This is a genomic window from Serratia sp. 201, assembly GCF_037027545.1.
Taxonomy (GTDB): domain Bacteria; phylum Pseudomonadota; class Gammaproteobacteria; order Enterobacterales; family Enterobacteriaceae; genus Serratia; species Serratia bockelmannii.
On record NZ_JAXCHC010000006.1, the window covers coordinates 1 to 15,233 of the forward strand.

Sequence of the window (15,233 nt, forward strand, 5' to 3'; positions counted from 1 at the left end):
CCCACACAGATTGTCTGATAAATTGTTAAAGAGCAGTGAGTTAGGCGCTTTCGCTTGCTAACTCGAGGTGGCGTATATTACGCTTTCCTCTTTCAGAGTCAACCCTAATTTTCAGGATTTTTTCTCTTTCTTCCCGGCCGCTGTGTGAAGTGAATCACTTGCGCCGTGTCGATGGAGGCGCATTATAGGGATCCGAGTTTTTTGCACAACCCCTTTTTTGATCTTTTCTTTCTGTTTGCACACTTTTCAGCCCTTCCGGGTGGATCTTGTGCGATCAGGGCCATTTTCCGCAGGATCCGGCGCTGAGATTGGTTGTAATTCCATCGTCAGAGTCTAGTATTGCCGGTAAATATGATCCCGAGGTGAGGCAGCACTATGTCCGATGCAGTACGTTCTTATCTTCAATACACCCCTAAACTCGGTCAGCGCGTCCTGATCGATCCTTCCAGCGTCGTCATCGGCGACGTCGATCTGGCGGATGACGTCAGTATCTGGCCGCTGGTCGCCATCCGCGGCGACGTCAATGCGGTAAAGATCGGCGCACGCAGCAATATTCAGGACGGCAGCGTACTGCACGTGACTCATCGCTCCGAACATAACCCTGACGGTTATCCCCTGCTGATTGGAGAAGACGTGACCGTGGGCCATAAAGCGATGCTGCACGGCTGCGCCATCGGCAACCGAGTGCTGGTCGGTATGGGATCAATCCTGTTGGACGGTGCAGTAATAGAAGACGACGTGATGATTGGCGCCGGCAGTTTAGTGGCGCCGGGCAAACGTCTGGCCAGCGGCTATCTCTATATGGGTAGCCCGGCACGCCAGATTCGGCCGTTAACCGCCGCCGAGTTGGAAGGGTTGCTTTATTCTTCGAACAACTATGTACGCTGGAAAGATGAATACCTGTCGGAAGACATCTGACAGCCCCCCGTTCCCTATAAAGAGAACGGGCGGGATTTATGCCGCCAGTTCGCTGCGCAGCTGGCGCAATACCGGCTCGATCTCTGGCATTACGCCGTGCCAAAGCAGGAAGGCATGCGCCGCCTGCCCCACCAGCATACCCAGCCCATCGGCATATTCCGTTGCCCCCTGCTTCTGCGCCCAGGCTAGAAACGGCGTGACGCCCTGCTGATAAAACATGTCATAGCAACGGGTTTGCGCGTTAACTACGCCCGCAGGCAACGCCGGGACCTCCCCGCTGATGCCGGACGCCGTCGCATTGATCACCAGATCGAACGCTTGCTGATCACATTGATCCATCGGCGCCGCCGAGATCTCCCCCAGATGCCGGAAAGCGTCGGCCAACTCTTGGGCCCGGCTGAAGGTACGGTTGGTGATTGTTAACCAGCAGCCGAAAGACAGCAGCGGCAGGATCACACCGCGCGCCGCACCGCCGGCGCCCACCAGCAGAATGCGATCCTGCGGCCGGATCAATTGCTGACGCTGCAGATCGGTCAGCAAACCGATGCCGTCGGTGTTATCCCCCAATAGATCGCCATTCGGCAACACCTTCAGAGTATTGACCGCACCAGCCATCGCTGCGCGCTCGCTCAGCTCAGAAGCGGCCGAATAAGCTCGCTCCTTGAAAGGCACCGTGACGTTCGCCCCCAGCCCTCCGGCATGAATAAACGCCTGCAGGCTGGTTTCAAAACCGTCCAGCGGCGCCAGCACTGTTCCATAAGGATGCTCAATGCCGGTCTGGGCAGCAAACAGCGCATGAATTCGCGGCGACTTGCTGTGGCCGATAGGGTTGCCAAATACCGCAAACTTCTCCATGCCTATTACCTCTAGCCCTGACGGATCTGTTCGCCGGTCAGAACATCTCTGATTTCGGAAGGATTAAGACGGCCACCCACCTTGCCGTGCAATACCGGGAAAGCTTCGCCGAATTGCCGCGTGACCTCATCCGCACTGCGGCATGGCTCCAGCCCGCTGAGATTGGCGCTGGTCGATACCAGCGGCTTGCCGTACTGCCGGCACAGCAGCTGCACCAACGGATGATCGCTGACGCGCACCGCCAGCGAGCTGAAGCGCCCGGTCAACAAACGTGGCGTCTCCAGGCGAGCAGGCAACACCCAGGTTACCGGCCCAGGCCAGCTGGCAAACATCGTCGTGCGCTGCTGTTCGCTGAGCGCACTGTCGTCGATATAAGGTTTAAGCTGCGCATAGTCGGCGGCGATCAGAATCAGCCCCTTTTCCCACGGCCGCTGTTTCAGCGCCAGCAATGCATTGACCGCCTGTTCGCTGTCGGGATCGCAACCCAGGCCGAATACGGCTTCGGTAGGATAGGCAATCACCTGCTGTTGATGCAAAGCATCGATGATAGATAAAAGGTTCGGGCTTAATTCTGAGTTCATGATGTGATTATTCTGTAGTCGCGACGGGTTTTCCGCACAGCTTGCTGGCGCAGCACAGGACGGGCCCTTTTGCCGTGCGCTTTTCCATCAGCAGCGGATAATGGCAATAGGCGCATTCACCGGCGACAGGTTTAACATTGAGGGCGAACTGGCATTCCGGGTAACGATCGCAGGAATGAAAAACCTTGCCGTAACGCGACTTGCGCTGCAGCAGTTTGCCTTGGCCGCACTGCGGACAGGTAATGGCGGTTTCATCAGGCTTATCGATCACTTCAGTGTGATCGCATTGCGGATAATCGCTGCATCCGATAAACATGCCATAGCGCCCCTGGCGCAGCACCAACGTCGCCTGACACTTCGGGCACGGTTGCCCATCCAACACTTTGACGATATGCCCATCGGCCTGCGCTTTCAGCGGGCGAATATATTGGCATTCAGGATACTGGGAACAGCCGAGGAAGGGGCCGTGGCGACCGCTACGGATCACCAGCTCGGCCCCGCATTCCGGGCAGGGTTCATTTTGCCTGGCGGCAAAAATCGCGTTTTTTGTCATAACGTCTTCTATGCGCGTTATCGGCTCAATGCAGATAACCTTCGTTCACTTCAAACAACAGTTCTTCCATTTGCTGATAGGCGCTTTCATATCCGGGGATATTAAACAGCACCATCAACACGACCCATTTCAGATCTTCGAGATCGAATTCCGCATTATCCAAAGCCATAACGCGATCGATAACCATTTCACGGGTTTCGAGGTTCAATACCTGAATCTGTTCCAGGAACAGGAGAAAACCACGGCAGCCGGCGTCCAAACGCGCACCTTCCTCTTCGGTATAGATCCGCATTGCCAGCGGATCGGCATCCATAAAGTAAGGGGCATTTTGACCTTCTTGCAGGTCAGCCAACTTCTCAAGCCAATTCAACGCGTTGTAGATATCATCCCGATGAAACCCCGCCTGAGCGAGATCATCGGTCAGTTGATCCTGATCGACGCGCATCTCTGGTTCATTGTGGATATAAGTTTCAAACAAGTACATGAGTACGTCGAACATGGCTTGCCCTCCTTATTCGGACATAGCCGCCGGGTACAGCTGCGATCCACCCTGCTAACTCCAGTTCGAGTAACTTGATTACCACCACTGGCACAGGTTGGCCGGCACGTTCAGCGACGACGTCAACAGGTGTCACCTCATCTCCTACGTTAGCCAACACATCGGCAAATGGCAATTCAACTTCAGCCTGCGACGCACAAATAGTTGTATTTTCGTTCAGTGACAGCCATTGAAGGCCGCTTCCCAGCAATTCGGCGATATCTTTCGGCCCGGTGACCAGATGCGCACCCTGCTGGATTAACCAATGCGTACCCTCACTCATCGGGTTTCCCAATGGCCCAGGCAAGGCGAACACCTCACGCCCCTGCTCCAACGCATAGCGAGCCGTCACCAAGGTACCGCTGCGCAGCGAAGCCTCTATGACCAGAACGCCCAGGCTGAGCCCGCTGATAATACGGTTACGGCGAGGAAAATGGTCGGCCAGAGGCAAGTCGGTGACTAAATGATCTGAAATCACAGCGCCGCCCTGCTCGACTATCTGCTCCGCGAGCCGGCGGTGCCGGCGCGGATAGATATTGCCCAGCCCGCTACCCAACACCGCAATCGTGCCGCCATTGGCCGCCAGCGCCGCACGATGGCAAATGCCGTCGATGCCGATCGCCAAACCACTGGTGATGGTGAAACCGCAACGCGCCAACTCCTCGGCGAAATGGTTCGCCCAACGCTCGCCGTAATGGCTGAACTGCCGGCTGCCAACCATAGCGAGCTGAGGTTGCAACAGCACCCGAGGATCGCCCTTGATCAGCAGAAACAGCGGCGCGTCGTCGATCTGAGCCAAGTTTTCAGGATAGCCGGCCGCCCCATAGTTCAGCATACGGTGCGCCGGCTCCTCCAGCCAACGCAGGGTGGCCGCCAGATAGACGGGATCCACCCGGTTGAACTGTGCTTGCTGCCGTTCGTTCAATCCCAGCTCATGCAACACGCGGCGAGGCTCGCCACTCATTTGCGATAACTGTCGCACGAGCCGGCTGGCCACGACGGTCTGTAGCCCCGTTACCCCTCGCATCCGTAAAGCGATCTCTTCCGGCCGCATCGTCTGTTCCCTCAGCAAAAACGGTGGTATTACCAATCTGAGCAATTGGTGCACAATGCTGTCAATCAGGTCGGGAAATGTCTAGAATAGAGGTTAAACCTCGTTCATTACTCGGATACAGATCTAAAGATATATGTCAGTCTTGCAGGTATTACATTTCCCAGACGAGCGTCTGCGCAAAGTCGCAGCGCCGGTAAAAGAAGTCAATGCAGATATCCAGCGCATCGTGGATGATATGTTTGAAACCATGTACGCAGAGGAAGGCATTGGCTTGGCTGCGACTCAGGTGGATATCCATCAGCGCATTATCGTGATCGACGTCTCCGAGAATCGCGATCAGCGCCTGGTGCTGATCAACCCGGAGCTGCTGGAAAAAAGCGGCGAAACCGGCATCGAGGAAGGCTGTCTTTCCATTCCCGAGCAGCGTGCGTTAGTGCCGCGCGCCGCGCAGGTGAAGATCCGCGCACTGGATCGCGAAGGCAAACCTTTCGAACTGGAAGCGGACGACCTGTTGGCGATCTGCATCCAGCACGAGATGGATCACCTGATGGGCAAACTGTTCGTCGATTACCTGTCGCCGCTCAAGCGTCAGCGCATTCGTCAGAAACTGGAAAAAATGGCCAAGCTTCAAGCCCGCGCCTAACCGATCAGGAAATCAACGTGTCTGACTCTTTACGGATTATTTTCGCCGGAACACCAGACTTCGCAGCGCGTCATCTTGACGCGCTGTTGTCATCTGAGCACCAGATTGTCGGCGTTTTTACCCAGCCCGACCGCCCGGCAGGCCGCGGCAACAAGCTGACGCCCAGCCCGGTCAAAGTGCTGGCCGAGCAGCACCAACTGCCGGTATTTCAGCCCAAATCGCTGCGTCCCGAAGAGAGCCAGCGCCTGGTGGCCGATCTCAACGCCGACGTGATGGTGGTAGTGGCCTACGGGCTGATCCTGCCGCAGGCGGTGCTGGATATGCCGCGTCTCGGTTGCATCAACGTACATGGCTCGCTGCTGCCTCGCTGGCGCGGCGCGGCGCCGATCCAGCGTTCGCTCTGGGCCGGTGACAGCGAAACCGGCGTGACCATCATGCAGATGGACGTCGGTCTCGATACCGGTGACATGATGCACAAGATTGCTTGCCCGATTGAGAGCAGCGATACCAGCGCCAGTCTCTACGACAAGCTGGCACAGCTCGGCCCGCAGGGCATGTTGACTACGCTGCACCAAATGGCAGACGGCAGCGCCACCCGCGAAGTTCAGGATGAAGCGCTGGTCACCTACGCCGAGAAACTGAGCAAAGAAGAAGCTCGTCTGGACTGGACACTGTCCGCCGCACAGCTGGAGCGCTGCATCCGCGCCTTCAACCCTTGGCCGGTCAGCTATTTCACCATCGACGATCAACCGGTGAAAGTGTGGCAGGCCAGCGTACTGGCGCAAAGCGCCAACGCGGAGCCAGGCACCGTTGTCCATGCCGACAAGCACGGTATTCAGGTGGCGACTGCCGACGGTATCCTCAACCTGATCCAACTGCAGCCCGCCGGCAAGAAACCGATGTTGGCGCAAGACCTATTAAATTCACGTCGTGAATGGTTTACCCCGGGTAACCGGCTGTAAGTCACCCCACAGCCCGGCCGTTCATCGTCGGGCCGTTATTTTCTTAATGCCGATCGTTATCAGCTTCAGCCTATGAAAAATAATTACAATCTCCGCAGCATCGCTGCCAAAGCCATCGGCCAGGTGCTGGATCAAGGGCAGTCGCTAAGCACTGTCCTGCCGGCACTGCAAACCTCCATCAGCGATAAAGACCGCGGGTTGCTGCAGGAACTGTGCTTCGGCACGTTACGTGTACTGCCGCAGCTTGAATGGTGCATTCAACAATTGATGGCCAAGCCGCTGACCGGCAAGCAGCGTACGCTGCACTATTTGCTGATGGTCGGCTTGTATCAGCTGTTGTATACCCGTATCCCGGCGCACGCCGTGCTGGCAGAAACCGTGGAAGGCGCGGTAGCGCTGAAACGCCCGCAGTTGAAAGGCCTGATTAACGGTGTCTTGCGGCAGTTCCAGCGCCAGCAGGAAGAGCTGCTACAGCGCGCTGTCAACAACGACAGCCGCTATCTGCACCCGAGCTGGTTGCTGAAACGCATTCAACAAGCTTATCCCGCCAACTGGGAACAGATCGTCGACGCCAATAACCAGAAGCCACCAATGTGGCTGCGTGTCAACCGCCTGCATCACAGCCGCGAAGCTTACCTGCAGCTGTTGACCGACACCGGCATCGCCGCGGAGCCTCATGCAGACTATGCCGACGCAGTGCGGTTGCTGGCGCCTTGCGCCGTGGCCGATCTGCCTGGGTTCGCCGACGGCTGGGTCACCGTGCAAGATGCCTCAGCCCAGGGCTGTGTCGATCTGTTGGATCCGCAAGACGGCGAACAGATCCTCGATTTGTGCGCCGCTCCTGGCGGCAAAACCACGCATATTCTGGAAGCGGCGCCGAAAGCGCACGTCATGGCCGTCGATATCGACGAACAGCGTCTGGCACGGGTGAAGGAAAACCTGCAGCGCCTGCGTTTGCACGCAGAAGTTAAGCTGGGCGATGGCCGCACTCCGCAACAATGGTGCGGTGACAAACAGTTCGACCGTATCCTGTTGGACGCGCCTTGTTCCGCTACCGGCGTGATCCGCCGTCACCCCGACATCAAATGGCTGCGCCGCGATCGCGACATCGCCGAACTCGCCGCGCTTCAGGCCGAGATCCTGGAAGCCGTCTGGCCGCATCTGAAATCGGGCGGCGTGATGGTTTACGCCACCTGCTCTATCCTGCCGGATGAAAACAGCAGCCAGATCGCCGCGTTCTTGCAGCGCCACGCCGATGCCAAGCTGGTTGAAACCGGCGATGCGCAGCGGCCAGGGCGGCAGAATATCCCGCATCCCGAGGACGGCGATGGCTTCTTTTACGCTAAGCTGATTAAAATGTAATTCTTCAGGGCGTGCTCGCGCGCCCTAAGTCTTTCAGTGTGAAGCAGAGAACACGATGAAAATAATTATTCTTGGTGCCGGTCAGGTTGGCGGGACGCTGGCGGAAAACCTGGTGGGTGAAAACAACGACATCACCGTCGTCGATACCGATTCCGGCCGGTTACGTCAGCTGCAGGATAAATTCGATCTTCGGGTGGTTCAGGGACATGGCTCCCACCCTCGGGTGCTGCGCGAAGCCGGCGCAGAAGACGCCGACATGCTGGTTGCCGTCACCAACTCCGACGAAACCAACATGATCGCCTGCCAGATCGCCTATTCTCTGTTTAATACTCCCAACCGTATCGCCCGCATCCGCGCGCCGGAATACATCCGCGAGTCGGAGAAACTGTTCCTGCCGGAAGCGGTGCCAATCGACCATCTGATTTCGCCGGAGCAGCTGGTCATTGACTATATCTACAAGCTGATTGAGTACCCCGGGGCACTGCAGGTGGTCAACTTCGCCGAAGGCAAGGTCAGCATCGCCGCGGTTAAAGCCTATTACGGCGGCCCGCTGGTCGGCAATGCGCTCTCTTCAATGCGCGAACACATGCCGCATATTGACACCCGCGTCGCCGCTATTTTCCGCCAGGATCGGCCGATCCGTCCGCAAGGCTCGACCATTATCGAAGCCGGTGATGAAGTGTTCTTCGTCGCCGCCTCACAGCACATCCGCGCGGTGATGAGCGAACTGCAGCGGCTGGAAAAACCGTATAAGCGCATCATGATCGTCGGCGGCGGCAACGTCGGCGCCGGCCTGGCCGCCAAACTAGAAAAAGACTACAACGTCAAACTGATCGAGCGGAATCAGCAACGCGCCGCCGAACTCGCCGAACAGCTGCACGATACCATCGTGTTCTACGGCGATGCCTCCGATCAGGAACTGCTGGCCGAAGAGCACGTCGAGCAGGTGGATGTTTTCATCGCCATCACCAACGACGATGAGGCCAACATCATGTCCGCCATGCTGGCTAAGCGCATGGGCGCCAAGAAGGTAATGGTATTGATCCAGCGCCGCGCCTATGTCGATCTGGTGCAGGGCAGCGTGATTGATATCGCCATTTCGCCGCAGCAGGCGACCATCTCCGCCCTGTTGGGGCACGTGCGCAAAGCGGATATCGTCAGCGTTTCGTCACTGCGCCGCGGCGTGGCGGAAGCGATCGAGGCGATTGCCCACGGCGATGAAAGCACCTCCAAAGTGGTCGGCCGCATCGTCGAAGATATCAAGTTGCCACCGGGGACGACCATCGGTGCGATCGTGCGTGGCGACGACGTGATCATTGCCAACGGCAATAGCAAAATCGAACAGGGCGATCACGTCATCATGTTTATTACCGACAAGAAATTCGTGCCTGACGTTGAACGCTTGTTCCAACCGAGCCCGTTCTTCTTGTAGAACGAATTTATTTGGCTATGGTCTATAATCGCGTGGTTGTTCTCTGCCTTGGGAGGAGATAAAACTTCTCTCCTTTTGTGGCAAAGGGAAATTGCTTTGTTAAACTTGAGTTATTAATTCTGCAAGGGGTGCGTTCTATGAGTATGTTGAAAGAGTTTCGCGAATTTGCCATGCGTGGCAACGTGGTCGATCTGGCCGTCGGTGTGATTATCGGTGCCGCATTCGGCAAGATCGTTTCGTCCTTCGTGGCTGATATCATCATGCCACCGCTGGGCTTACTGATCGGCGGCGTCGACTTTAAACAGTTCCATCTGGTATTACGTGAAGCTCAGGGCGCCGTACCGGCGGTGGTAATGAACTACGGTTCATTCATCCAAACCGTATTCGACTTCGTGATTGTCGCCTTCGCCATCTTCCTGGCGATTAAATTGATGAACAAAATGCGCCGCAAACAAGAAGAAGTGCCCGCAGCGCCGCCGGCACCTACCGCAGAAGAGAAACTGCTGACGGAAATCCGTGATTTGCTGAGCCAGCAACAGCAGCCAAAACTGTAAGACAGCGTTTGGTTATGCCAATAAAAAGCCACCTGATGAAGGTGGCTTTTTTAATACTTAAAACCAGAAGGCCAGTGGTAAATTATCGCTTGATACTTTACCACTGGCCTCCCAGTTACCGCCTTTGTTGTGTTTTTCTTTACGCCGATAGCTGCCTTTACCTTTCACATTCTTTTCTACCCGCTGACGGAATAGAGGATCATGCAGCAGCGCCTCAATGGCGTTATCTTGAATCTGGCCTTTGGTGTGACGATATTTCGTCATGATAATGCTCCTGTAAAATATGAGGGATAAAACGGGGCGATAATACTGCCGGCGATATAAAAATTAAAGTGCCGTCAGCAACCTTTTTTGCCTTTGTCATCGCTGGCGCCCTGTTCCAAAGCTTCCAGGATCGAACAATAATTGCTGGTATGGGCAGTGCCACAGCAGGCGTCGCTCAGCCGCTTCAACGATTCACGCATACGCGTCAGCTCAGCCAACTTGCTTTCCACTTCGCTCAGGCGCGCATCAACGATCGACTTTGACTCCTGGCAGGTATGATGCTCAGGATCGACGCGGATCGACAGCAGCTCAGCGATCGTTTCCAGAGTAAATCCCAACTGCTTAGCATAGCGAATAAAGCGCAGCCGTTGAAGATCCTGCTCGGTGTAGAGTCGATAACCGCCCTCGGTGCGGACATTGTGATCCATCATGCCCTGCTTTTCATAGTAACGCACGGTATCAGGCGTTACTTCGGCAAGCTTGGCCAACTGACCTATCTTGAACATTACTGCTCCTCTCGGGTGAACTTGCCATCCAGTGCGCATTGATATTCACCATGCAAGAAATCCGTGCTCATCCCAGCCTGACGCAATCGATGTTCCAACAGCAACATGCGCTTGCTGAGATCGACATAGTCTGGATGCTCACTGTTGATCCCTTGCAGTAAGCGAGCAACAGTTAGCGCCTCTTTGCGATCTTCCAGTTCCGGTGGCAAGTAACCGGCATTTTTCAGCAGACGGTAACCGGCGCGCAGTTCAGCCGGCACCGCGCTATCGTCTTCCAGCGCTAATGGTTGTCCCTGGCCGGGCAAATTGTCGAACTCGCCTTTATCTTGGGCATCAAGGATATGACGTTCCGCCCATTGATCGAGCAACCCCATGGCAAACAGCCTCGGTTAGCCTAATGATTAAGCCTTAGCATAGCGGATAGGGGCGAGGATCTTAAGCACAGCGGGGGAATTGCGCACATTTGGCTGGATTTGGACGTAAAAAAACCGGGCAAGCCCGGTTTTTTTACGCGTCTACAGATTACTCTGCAGTTGCCACTTCTGCTTGAGACTCAGCACGATCAACCAGCTCGATGTATGCCATCGGCGCGTTGTCGCCTGCGCGGAAGCCACACTTCAGAATGCGAGTGTAACCACCGGCACGGCTCGCGAAACGCGGGCCCAGCTCGTTAAACAGTTTTGCCACGATCTCGTTATCACGAGTACGGGCGAATGCCAGACGACGATTAGCTACGCTGTCGGTCTTGGCAAGAGTAATCAGCGGCTCAACAACGCGACGCAGCTCTTTTGCTTTTGGCAGGGTCGTCTTGATGATCTCATGACGAACCAAAGAGCCGGCCATGTTACGGAACATAGCCTGGCGATGGCTGCTGTTACGGTTCAGTTGACGACCACTCTTACGATGGCGCATGACCTTATCCTTCTCAGTAAAACCTTAACCTGTGATCCGGTTACTCGTCAGCAATGCTTGCCGGCGGCCAGTTTTCCAGGCGCATGCCCAGAGACAGACCACGTGAGGCCAGCACGTCTTTAATCTCGGTAAGAGATTTTTTACCCAGGTTTGGCGTTTTCAGCAACTCAACCTCGGTACGCTGTACCAGATCACCGATGTAGTGGATAGCTTCTGCCTTGAGGCAGTTAGCAGAGCGGACAGTCAATTCCAGATCGTCAACAGGGCGCAGCAAGATCGGATCGAACTCTGGTTTCTCTTCTTTAACTTCCGGCTGACGTACATCACGCAGGTCAACGAAAGCTTCAAGTTGTTCAGCCAGAATGGTGGCCGCACGGCGGATCGCCTCTTCAGGATCGATCGTGCCATTGGTCTCCATCTCGATGACCAGCTTATCCAAGTCAGTACGCTGTTCTACACGCGCAGCTTCAACATTGTAGGCGATACGCTCTACAGGGCTGTAGCAGGCGTCAACCAACAGACGACCGATTGGGCGCTCATCTTCTTCCGAATGAATTCGGGCAGAAGCCGGCACATAACCGCGACCGCGCTGAACTTTGATACGCATGCTGATAGCCGCGTTCTCATCAGTCAGGTGGCAAATCACGTGCTGAGGCTTGACGATTTCGACATCACCATCATGGGTGATGTCGGCAGCGGTCACAGGGCCAATGCCAGATTTATTCAGGGTAAGAATAACTTCGTCTTTGCCTTGAACTCTCACCGCCAGCCCTTTCAGGTTGAGCAGGATCTCCAGGATATCTTCCTGTACGCCTTCTTTGGTGCTGTACTCATGCAGTACACCATCAATCTCAACCTCGGTCACCGCGCAACCCGGCATAGATGAAAGCAGAATACGGCGCAGTGCGTTGCCAAGAGTATGGCCAAAGCCACGCTCTAAAGGCTCAAGGGTCACCTTGGCGTGCGTCGAACTGACTTGCTCGATATCTACCAGGCGCGGTTTTAGAAACTCTGTCACAGAACCCTGCATTGTGTCCTCTCTTTGGTACTAAGCTTTACTTGGAGTAAAGCTCGACGATCAGGTGTTCGTTAATGTCCGCAGACAGATCGGTACGTTCAGGCATACGCTTGAACACGCCTTCCATCTTAGCAGCATCAACTTCCAGCCAAGTCGGCTTTTCACGCTGCTCAGCCAGCTCCAGAGAAGCTTTAACACGAGACTGCTTTTTAGCTTTCTCGCGGATGCTGACTACGTCATTCGGAGATACCTGATAAGAAGCGATGTTAACAACGTGACCGTTTACCATAACTGCTTTGTGGCTAACCAGCTGACGTGACTCTGCACGAGTAGCGCCGAAGCCCATACGGTAAACAACGTTGTCCAGACGACCTTCCAGCAGCTGCAACAGGTTTTCACCGGTGTTGCCCTTCAGGCGGGTTGCTTCTTTGTAATAGTTACGGAATTGACGCTCCAGAATGCCGTACATACGGCGAACTTTCTGCTTCTCACGCAACTGAACACCGTAATCAGACAGACGCGGTTTACGCGCACCGTGCTGACCAGGTGCTTGTTCAATTTTACACTTGGAATCGATCGCGCGAACGCCAGACTTAAGGAACAGGTCTGTGCCCTCACGACGGCTCAGCTTGAGCTTAGGACCCAAATATCTTGCCATTTTCTTTCTCCAACAATCCTAAAAGCTGCGTTACACGCGGCGCTTTTTCGGCGGACGACAACCGTTATGAGGGATCGGAGTCACATCAGTAATATTAGTGATGCGGAAACCAGCCGCGTTCAGAGCGCGGATAGTAGACTCACGACCAGGACCAGGTCCTTTAACCATAACTTCCAGGTTCTTGATACCGTATTCTTTTACTGCGTCGGCACAACGTTCTGCTGCAACCTGTGCTGCGAACGGAGTGGACTTACGAGAACCACGGAAACCGGAACCACCGGCTGTTGCCCAACCCAAAGCATTACCCTGACGATCAGTGATGGTAACGATGGTGTTGTTGAAAGAAGCATGGATATGAGCCACGCCGTCAGAGACTTGCTTTCTTACACGCTTACGTGTACGAACAGGTGCCTTTGCCATTATTCAATAACCCCGATTATTTCTTGATCGGCTTGCGCGGACCCTTACGGGTACGAGCGTTGGTCTTGGTGCGCTGACCGCGTACCGGCAGACCACGACGATGACGCAAACCACGATAGCAACCAAGGTCCATAAGACGCTTGATGCTCAGGGTAATTTCACGACGCAAATCACCCTCAACGGTGTATTTGGCAACTGCATCACGAAGCTTTTCGATTTGCTCTTCAGACAGCTCACTGATCTTAACATTTTCAGCAATACCCGTGGATGCACAGATAGCCTGTGAACGGGTTTTACCGATACCGAAGATCGACGTTAAGGCGATAACGGTATGTTTATGATCAGGAATGTTAATGCCTGCTATACGGGCCACTATGCACTCCTACTATTTTATACAGCAACACCATTCTGAAAAGCCCGTTTTCAGGATACTCAAATAATGTTGCAGTGCGACATACAAAAGATTGGCTGGCTAATCTAGCCAGCTCAACCCAACTTTGCAAGAAAAATATGCGAGATAATCAGCCTTGACGCTGTTTATGCTTCGGCTCGGCGCTGCAAATCACACGAACGACACCGTTACGCTTAACGATTTTGCAGTTACGACATAATTTCTTGACGGAAGCACGAACTTTCATTTTTACTCTCCGTAACTTCTCAAACGAATCTGACTAGCGGTTATAGCCTTTCAGATTTGCTTTCTTCAATGCAGACTCGTACTGACTTGACATCATCAGAGTTTGCACTTGAGCCATAAAGTCCATGATGACGACAACCACGATCAGTAGCGAGGTACCACCAAAGTAGAATGGTACTTTCATTGCATCACGCATGAACTCCGGGATCAGGCAGATGAAAGTAATGTACATCGCGCCCACCAGGGTTAAACGCGTCATTACTTTATCGATATACTTCGCCGTTTGCTCTCCCGGACGAATTCCTGGTACGAAGGCACCGGACTTCTTCAGGTTATCTGCTGTCTCACGCGGGTTGAAAACCAACGCCGTGTAGAAGAAACAGAAGAAGATGATTGCAGACGCATAGAGTAACACATAAAGCGGTTGCCCTGGCTGCAAATACAGCGAAATCGTAGTCAGCCAGTTCCAACCGGTACCGCCCCCAAACCATGATGCAATCGTGGCCGGGAACAGAATAATGCTGGAAGCGAAAATCGCCGGGATAACACCCGCCATGTTCACTTTCAACGGTAAATGTGTACTCTGTGCTGCATAAACACGACGACCTTGTTGACGCTTCGCATAGTTAACGACGATACGACGTTGACCACGCTCGATGAAAACAACGAAGAAGGTTACTGCAAACACCAATACTGCAACCAACAGCAGCAGGAGGAAGTGCAGGTCGCCTTGCCGCGCTTGCTCGATAGTATGGGCCACTGCCGGCGGGAGCCCCGCTACAATACCCGCGAAGATAATGATCGAGATACCGTTGCCGATACCGCGCTCAGTAATCTGCTCACCCAGCCACATCAGGAACATTGTCCCGGTTACCAGGCTCACAACCGCAGTAAAGTAGAATGCAAAGCCTGGGTTTAACACCAGGCCCTGCATACCAGGCATATTCGGCAGACCGGTAGCAATACCAATCGACTGGAATATGGCCAATACCAGCGTACCGTAACGGGTGTACTGGCTAATCTTGCGACGGCCAGCCTCCCCCTCTTTCTTGATTTCCGCCAACGCTGGATGAACCACCGTCAGCAGCTGGATAATGATCGATGCCGAGATATACGGCATGATCCCCAGAGCAAAGATAGAAGCACGGCTGAGGGCACCACCAGAGAACATGTTAAACATTTCAATGATAGTGCCTCTCTGCTGCTCAAGCAATTTGGCAAGCACAGTGGCATCGATACCAGGAATCGGAATGAAAGAGCCGATGCGGAAGACAATCAGCGCGCCGATGACAAACAAAAGTCTGCGCTTCAGCTCGCCGAGCCCGCCTTTAGCACTTTGAAAATCTAATCCTGGTTGCTTAGCCAT

Annotated in this window: 21 protein-coding genes; 6 read left to right on the forward strand and 15 right to left on the reverse strand. The window is 54.6% G+C overall.

The genetic code is table 11. From position 1 onward, the window contains the following. The first annotated feature begins 375 nt into the window (after positions 1–375). On the forward strand, positions 376–918 hold the full coding sequence (locus WA302_RS23025; RefSeq protein ID WP_025304486.1) for a gamma carbonic anhydrase family protein: 543 nt from the start codon (positions 376–378) through the stop codon (positions 916–918). 36 nt (positions 919–954) lie between these two features. On the opposite strand, the gene aroE is transcribed toward WA302_RS23025, so the two are convergent. The 5 genes from aroE to dprA are packed head-to-tail and all read right to left on the reverse strand — an operon-like array spanning position 955 to position 4,499. After that, positions 955–1,773: a shikimate dehydrogenase gene (gene aroE / locus WA302_RS23030; protein ID WP_089181393.1), complete on the reverse strand. Its 819-nt coding sequence runs from the start codon at positions 1,771–1,773 to the stop codon at positions 955–957. A gap of 11 nt (positions 1,774–1,784) precedes the next feature. Continuing rightward, a complete protein-coding gene (tsaC, locus tag WA302_RS23035; protein WP_089181394.1) occupies positions 1,785–2,354 on the reverse strand; it encodes an L-threonylcarbamoyladenylate synthase type 1 TsaC in 570 nt (189 codons plus the stop codon). A 7-nt stretch (positions 2,355–2,361) separates the two neighbouring features. Continuing rightward, entirely contained in the window at positions 2,362–2,907 is a 546-nt protein-coding gene (locus WA302_RS23040; protein ID WP_025304489.1) for a DNA topoisomerase family protein, read from the reverse strand. A 25-nt stretch (positions 2,908–2,932) separates the two neighbouring features. After that, on the reverse strand, positions 2,933–3,406 hold the full coding sequence (smg, locus tag WA302_RS23045) for a DUF494 family protein Smg (RefSeq protein WP_025160381.1): 474 nt from the start codon (positions 3,404–3,406) through the stop codon (positions 2,933–2,935). Then, positions 3,378–4,499, reverse strand: coding sequence for a DNA-protecting protein DprA (dprA, locus tag WA302_RS23050; protein ID WP_261456928.1), 1,122 nt, complete (start codon positions 4,497–4,499; stop codon positions 3,378–3,380). The genes smg and dprA overlap by 29 nt, the downstream gene beginning before the upstream one ends. Positions 4,500–4,632: 133 nt before the next feature. On the opposite strand from dprA, the gene def reads away from it, so the two are divergent. The 5 genes from def (at position 4,633) to mscL (ending at position 9,452) form a co-directional block, all read left to right on the forward strand. Continuing rightward, positions 4,633–5,142, forward strand: coding sequence for a peptide deformylase (gene def / locus WA302_RS23055; RefSeq protein WP_015379260.1), 510 nt, complete (start codon positions 4,633–4,635; stop codon positions 5,140–5,142). A gap of 17 nt (positions 5,143–5,159) precedes the next feature. Then, positions 5,160–6,104 (forward strand): methionyl-tRNA formyltransferase, encoded by a 945-nt coding sequence (fmt, locus tag WA302_RS23060; RefSeq protein WP_089181396.1) that lies wholly within the window; start codon positions 5,160–5,162, stop codon positions 6,102–6,104. Positions 6,105–6,176: 72 nt separating this feature from the next. Continuing rightward, the gene (rsmB, locus tag WA302_RS23065) at positions 6,177–7,466 is read left to right on the forward strand and encodes a 16S rRNA (cytosine(967)-C(5))-methyltransferase RsmB (RefSeq protein WP_089181397.1); all 1,290 of its coding nucleotides are present in this window, start codon (positions 6,177–6,179) and stop codon (positions 7,464–7,466) included. A gap of 55 nt (positions 7,467–7,521) precedes the next feature. Beyond that, positions 7,522–8,898 (forward strand): Trk system potassium transporter TrkA, encoded by a 1,377-nt coding sequence (gene trkA, locus WA302_RS23070; RefSeq protein WP_004929716.1) that lies wholly within the window; start codon positions 7,522–7,524, stop codon positions 8,896–8,898. Positions 8,899–9,035: 137 nt separating this feature from the next. Continuing rightward, positions 9,036–9,452 (forward strand): large-conductance mechanosensitive channel protein MscL, encoded by a 417-nt coding sequence (gene mscL, locus WA302_RS23075; protein WP_049208534.1) that lies wholly within the window; start codon positions 9,036–9,038, stop codon positions 9,450–9,452. 57 nt (positions 9,453–9,509) lie between these two features. On the opposite strand, the gene WA302_RS23080 is transcribed toward mscL, so the two are convergent. The 10 genes from WA302_RS23080 to secY all read right to left on the reverse strand — a co-directional run bounded on the left by WA302_RS23080 (position 9,510) and on the right by secY (position 15,233). Beyond that, positions 9,510–9,716 carry an alternative ribosome-rescue factor A gene (locus WA302_RS23080; protein ID WP_025304494.1) on the reverse strand — a complete coding sequence of 69 codons (207 nt, stop codon included), beginning with the start codon at positions 9,714–9,716 and terminating at the stop codon, positions 9,510–9,512. Positions 9,717–9,790: 74 nt separating this feature from the next. Next, complete coding sequence (gene zntR / locus WA302_RS23085) at positions 9,791–10,222, reverse strand: Zn(2+)-responsive transcriptional regulator (protein ID WP_016930321.1); 432 nt, start codon at positions 10,220–10,222, stop codon at positions 9,791–9,793. Next, positions 10,222–10,596: a DUF1992 domain-containing protein gene (locus WA302_RS23090; protein WP_049208531.1), complete on the reverse strand. Its 375-nt coding sequence runs from the start codon at positions 10,594–10,596 to the stop codon at positions 10,222–10,224. The genes zntR and WA302_RS23090 overlap by 1 nt, the downstream gene beginning before the upstream one ends. A gap of 148 nt (positions 10,597–10,744) precedes the next feature. Then, positions 10,745–11,134 (reverse strand): 50S ribosomal protein L17, encoded by a 390-nt coding sequence (gene rplQ, locus WA302_RS23095; protein WP_004929726.1) that lies wholly within the window; start codon positions 11,132–11,134, stop codon positions 10,745–10,747. Between the two features lie 40 nt (positions 11,135–11,174). Beyond that, positions 11,175–12,164 (reverse strand): DNA-directed RNA polymerase subunit alpha, encoded by a 990-nt coding sequence (locus WA302_RS23100; RefSeq protein WP_002919219.1) that lies wholly within the window; start codon positions 12,162–12,164, stop codon positions 11,175–11,177. Positions 12,165–12,189: 25 nt separating this feature from the next. Beyond that, a complete protein-coding gene (gene rpsD / locus WA302_RS23105) occupies positions 12,190–12,810 on the reverse strand; it encodes a 30S ribosomal protein S4 (protein WP_025304496.1) in 621 nt (206 codons plus the stop codon). A gap of 30 nt (positions 12,811–12,840) precedes the next feature. After that, positions 12,841–13,230, reverse strand: coding sequence for a 30S ribosomal protein S11 (gene rpsK, locus WA302_RS23110; protein ID WP_004929731.1), 390 nt, complete (start codon positions 13,228–13,230; stop codon positions 12,841–12,843). Positions 13,231–13,246: 16 nt separating this feature from the next. After that, entirely contained in the window at positions 13,247–13,603 is a 357-nt protein-coding gene (rpsM, locus tag WA302_RS23115) for a 30S ribosomal protein S13 (protein WP_004929734.1), read from the reverse strand. 148 nt (positions 13,604–13,751) lie between these two features. Then, on the reverse strand, positions 13,752–13,868 hold the full coding sequence (gene rpmJ, locus WA302_RS23120) for a 50S ribosomal protein L36 (protein ID WP_002227352.1): 117 nt from the start codon (positions 13,866–13,868) through the stop codon (positions 13,752–13,754). Positions 13,869–13,901: 33 nt separating this feature from the next. Continuing rightward, positions 13,902–15,233 (reverse strand): preprotein translocase subunit SecY, encoded by a 1,332-nt coding sequence (secY, locus tag WA302_RS23125; RefSeq protein WP_004929740.1) that lies wholly within the window; start codon positions 15,231–15,233, stop codon positions 13,902–13,904.

Bases quoted from the DNA above. Each gene is read 5' to 3' on its own strand.
- rsmB (WP_089181397.1), top strand. From the start codon at position 6,177: ATGAAAAATAATTACAATCTCCGCAGCATCGCTGCCAAAGCCATCGGC.
- rpmJ (WP_002227352.1), bottom strand. From the start codon at position 13,868: ATGAAAGTTCGTGCTTCCGTCAAGAAATTATGTCGTAACTGCAAAATC.
- zntR (WP_016930321.1), bottom strand. From the start codon at position 10,222: ATGTTCAAGATAGGTCAGTTGGCCAAGCTTGCCGAAGTAACGCCTGAT.
- dprA (WP_261456928.1), bottom strand. From the start codon at position 4,499: ATGCGGCCGGAAGAGATCGCTTTACGGATGCGAGGGGTAACGGGGCTA.
- def (WP_015379260.1), top strand. From the start codon at position 4,633: ATGTCAGTCTTGCAGGTATTACATTTCCCAGACGAGCGTCTGCGCAAA.
- WA302_RS23090 (WP_049208531.1), bottom strand. From the start codon at position 10,596: ATGGGGTTGCTCGATCAATGGGCGGAACGTCATATCCTTGATGCCCAA.
- rplQ (WP_004929726.1), bottom strand. From the start codon at position 11,134: ATGCGCCATCGTAAGAGTGGTCGTCAACTGAACCGTAACAGCAGCCAT.
- rpsK (WP_004929731.1), bottom strand. From the start codon at position 13,230: ATGGCAAAGGCACCTGTTCGTACACGTAAGCGTGTAAGAAAGCAAGTC.
- WA302_RS23040 (WP_025304489.1), bottom strand. From the start codon at position 2,907: ATGACAAAAAACGCGATTTTTGCCGCCAGGCAAAATGAACCCTGCCCG.
- WA302_RS23080 (WP_025304494.1), bottom strand. From the start codon at position 9,716: ATGACGAAATATCGTCACACCAAAGGCCAGATTCAAGATAACGCCATT.
- aroE (WP_089181393.1), bottom strand. From the start codon at position 1,773: ATGGAGAAGTTTGCGGTATTTGGCAACCCTATCGGCCACAGCAAGTCG.
- secY (WP_004929740.1), bottom strand. From the start codon at position 15,233: ATGGCTAAGCAACCAGGATTAGATTTTCAAAGTGCTAAAGGCGGGCTC.
- trkA (WP_004929716.1), top strand. From the start codon at position 7,522: ATGAAAATAATTATTCTTGGTGCCGGTCAGGTTGGCGGGACGCTGGCG.
- WA302_RS23025 (WP_025304486.1), top strand. From the start codon at position 376: ATGTCCGATGCAGTACGTTCTTATCTTCAATACACCCCTAAACTCGGT.
- WA302_RS23100 (WP_002919219.1), bottom strand. From the start codon at position 12,164: ATGCAGGGTTCTGTGACAGAGTTTCTAAAACCGCGCCTGGTAGATATC.
- rpsD (WP_025304496.1), bottom strand. From the start codon at position 12,810: ATGGCAAGATATTTGGGTCCTAAGCTCAAGCTGAGCCGTCGTGAGGGC.
- smg (WP_025160381.1), bottom strand. From the start codon at position 3,406: ATGTTCGACGTACTCATGTACTTGTTTGAAACTTATATCCACAATGAA.
- mscL (WP_049208534.1), top strand. From the start codon at position 9,036: ATGAGTATGTTGAAAGAGTTTCGCGAATTTGCCATGCGTGGCAACGTG.
- tsaC (WP_089181394.1), bottom strand. From the start codon at position 2,354: ATGAACTCAGAATTAAGCCCGAACCTTTTATCTATCATCGATGCTTTG.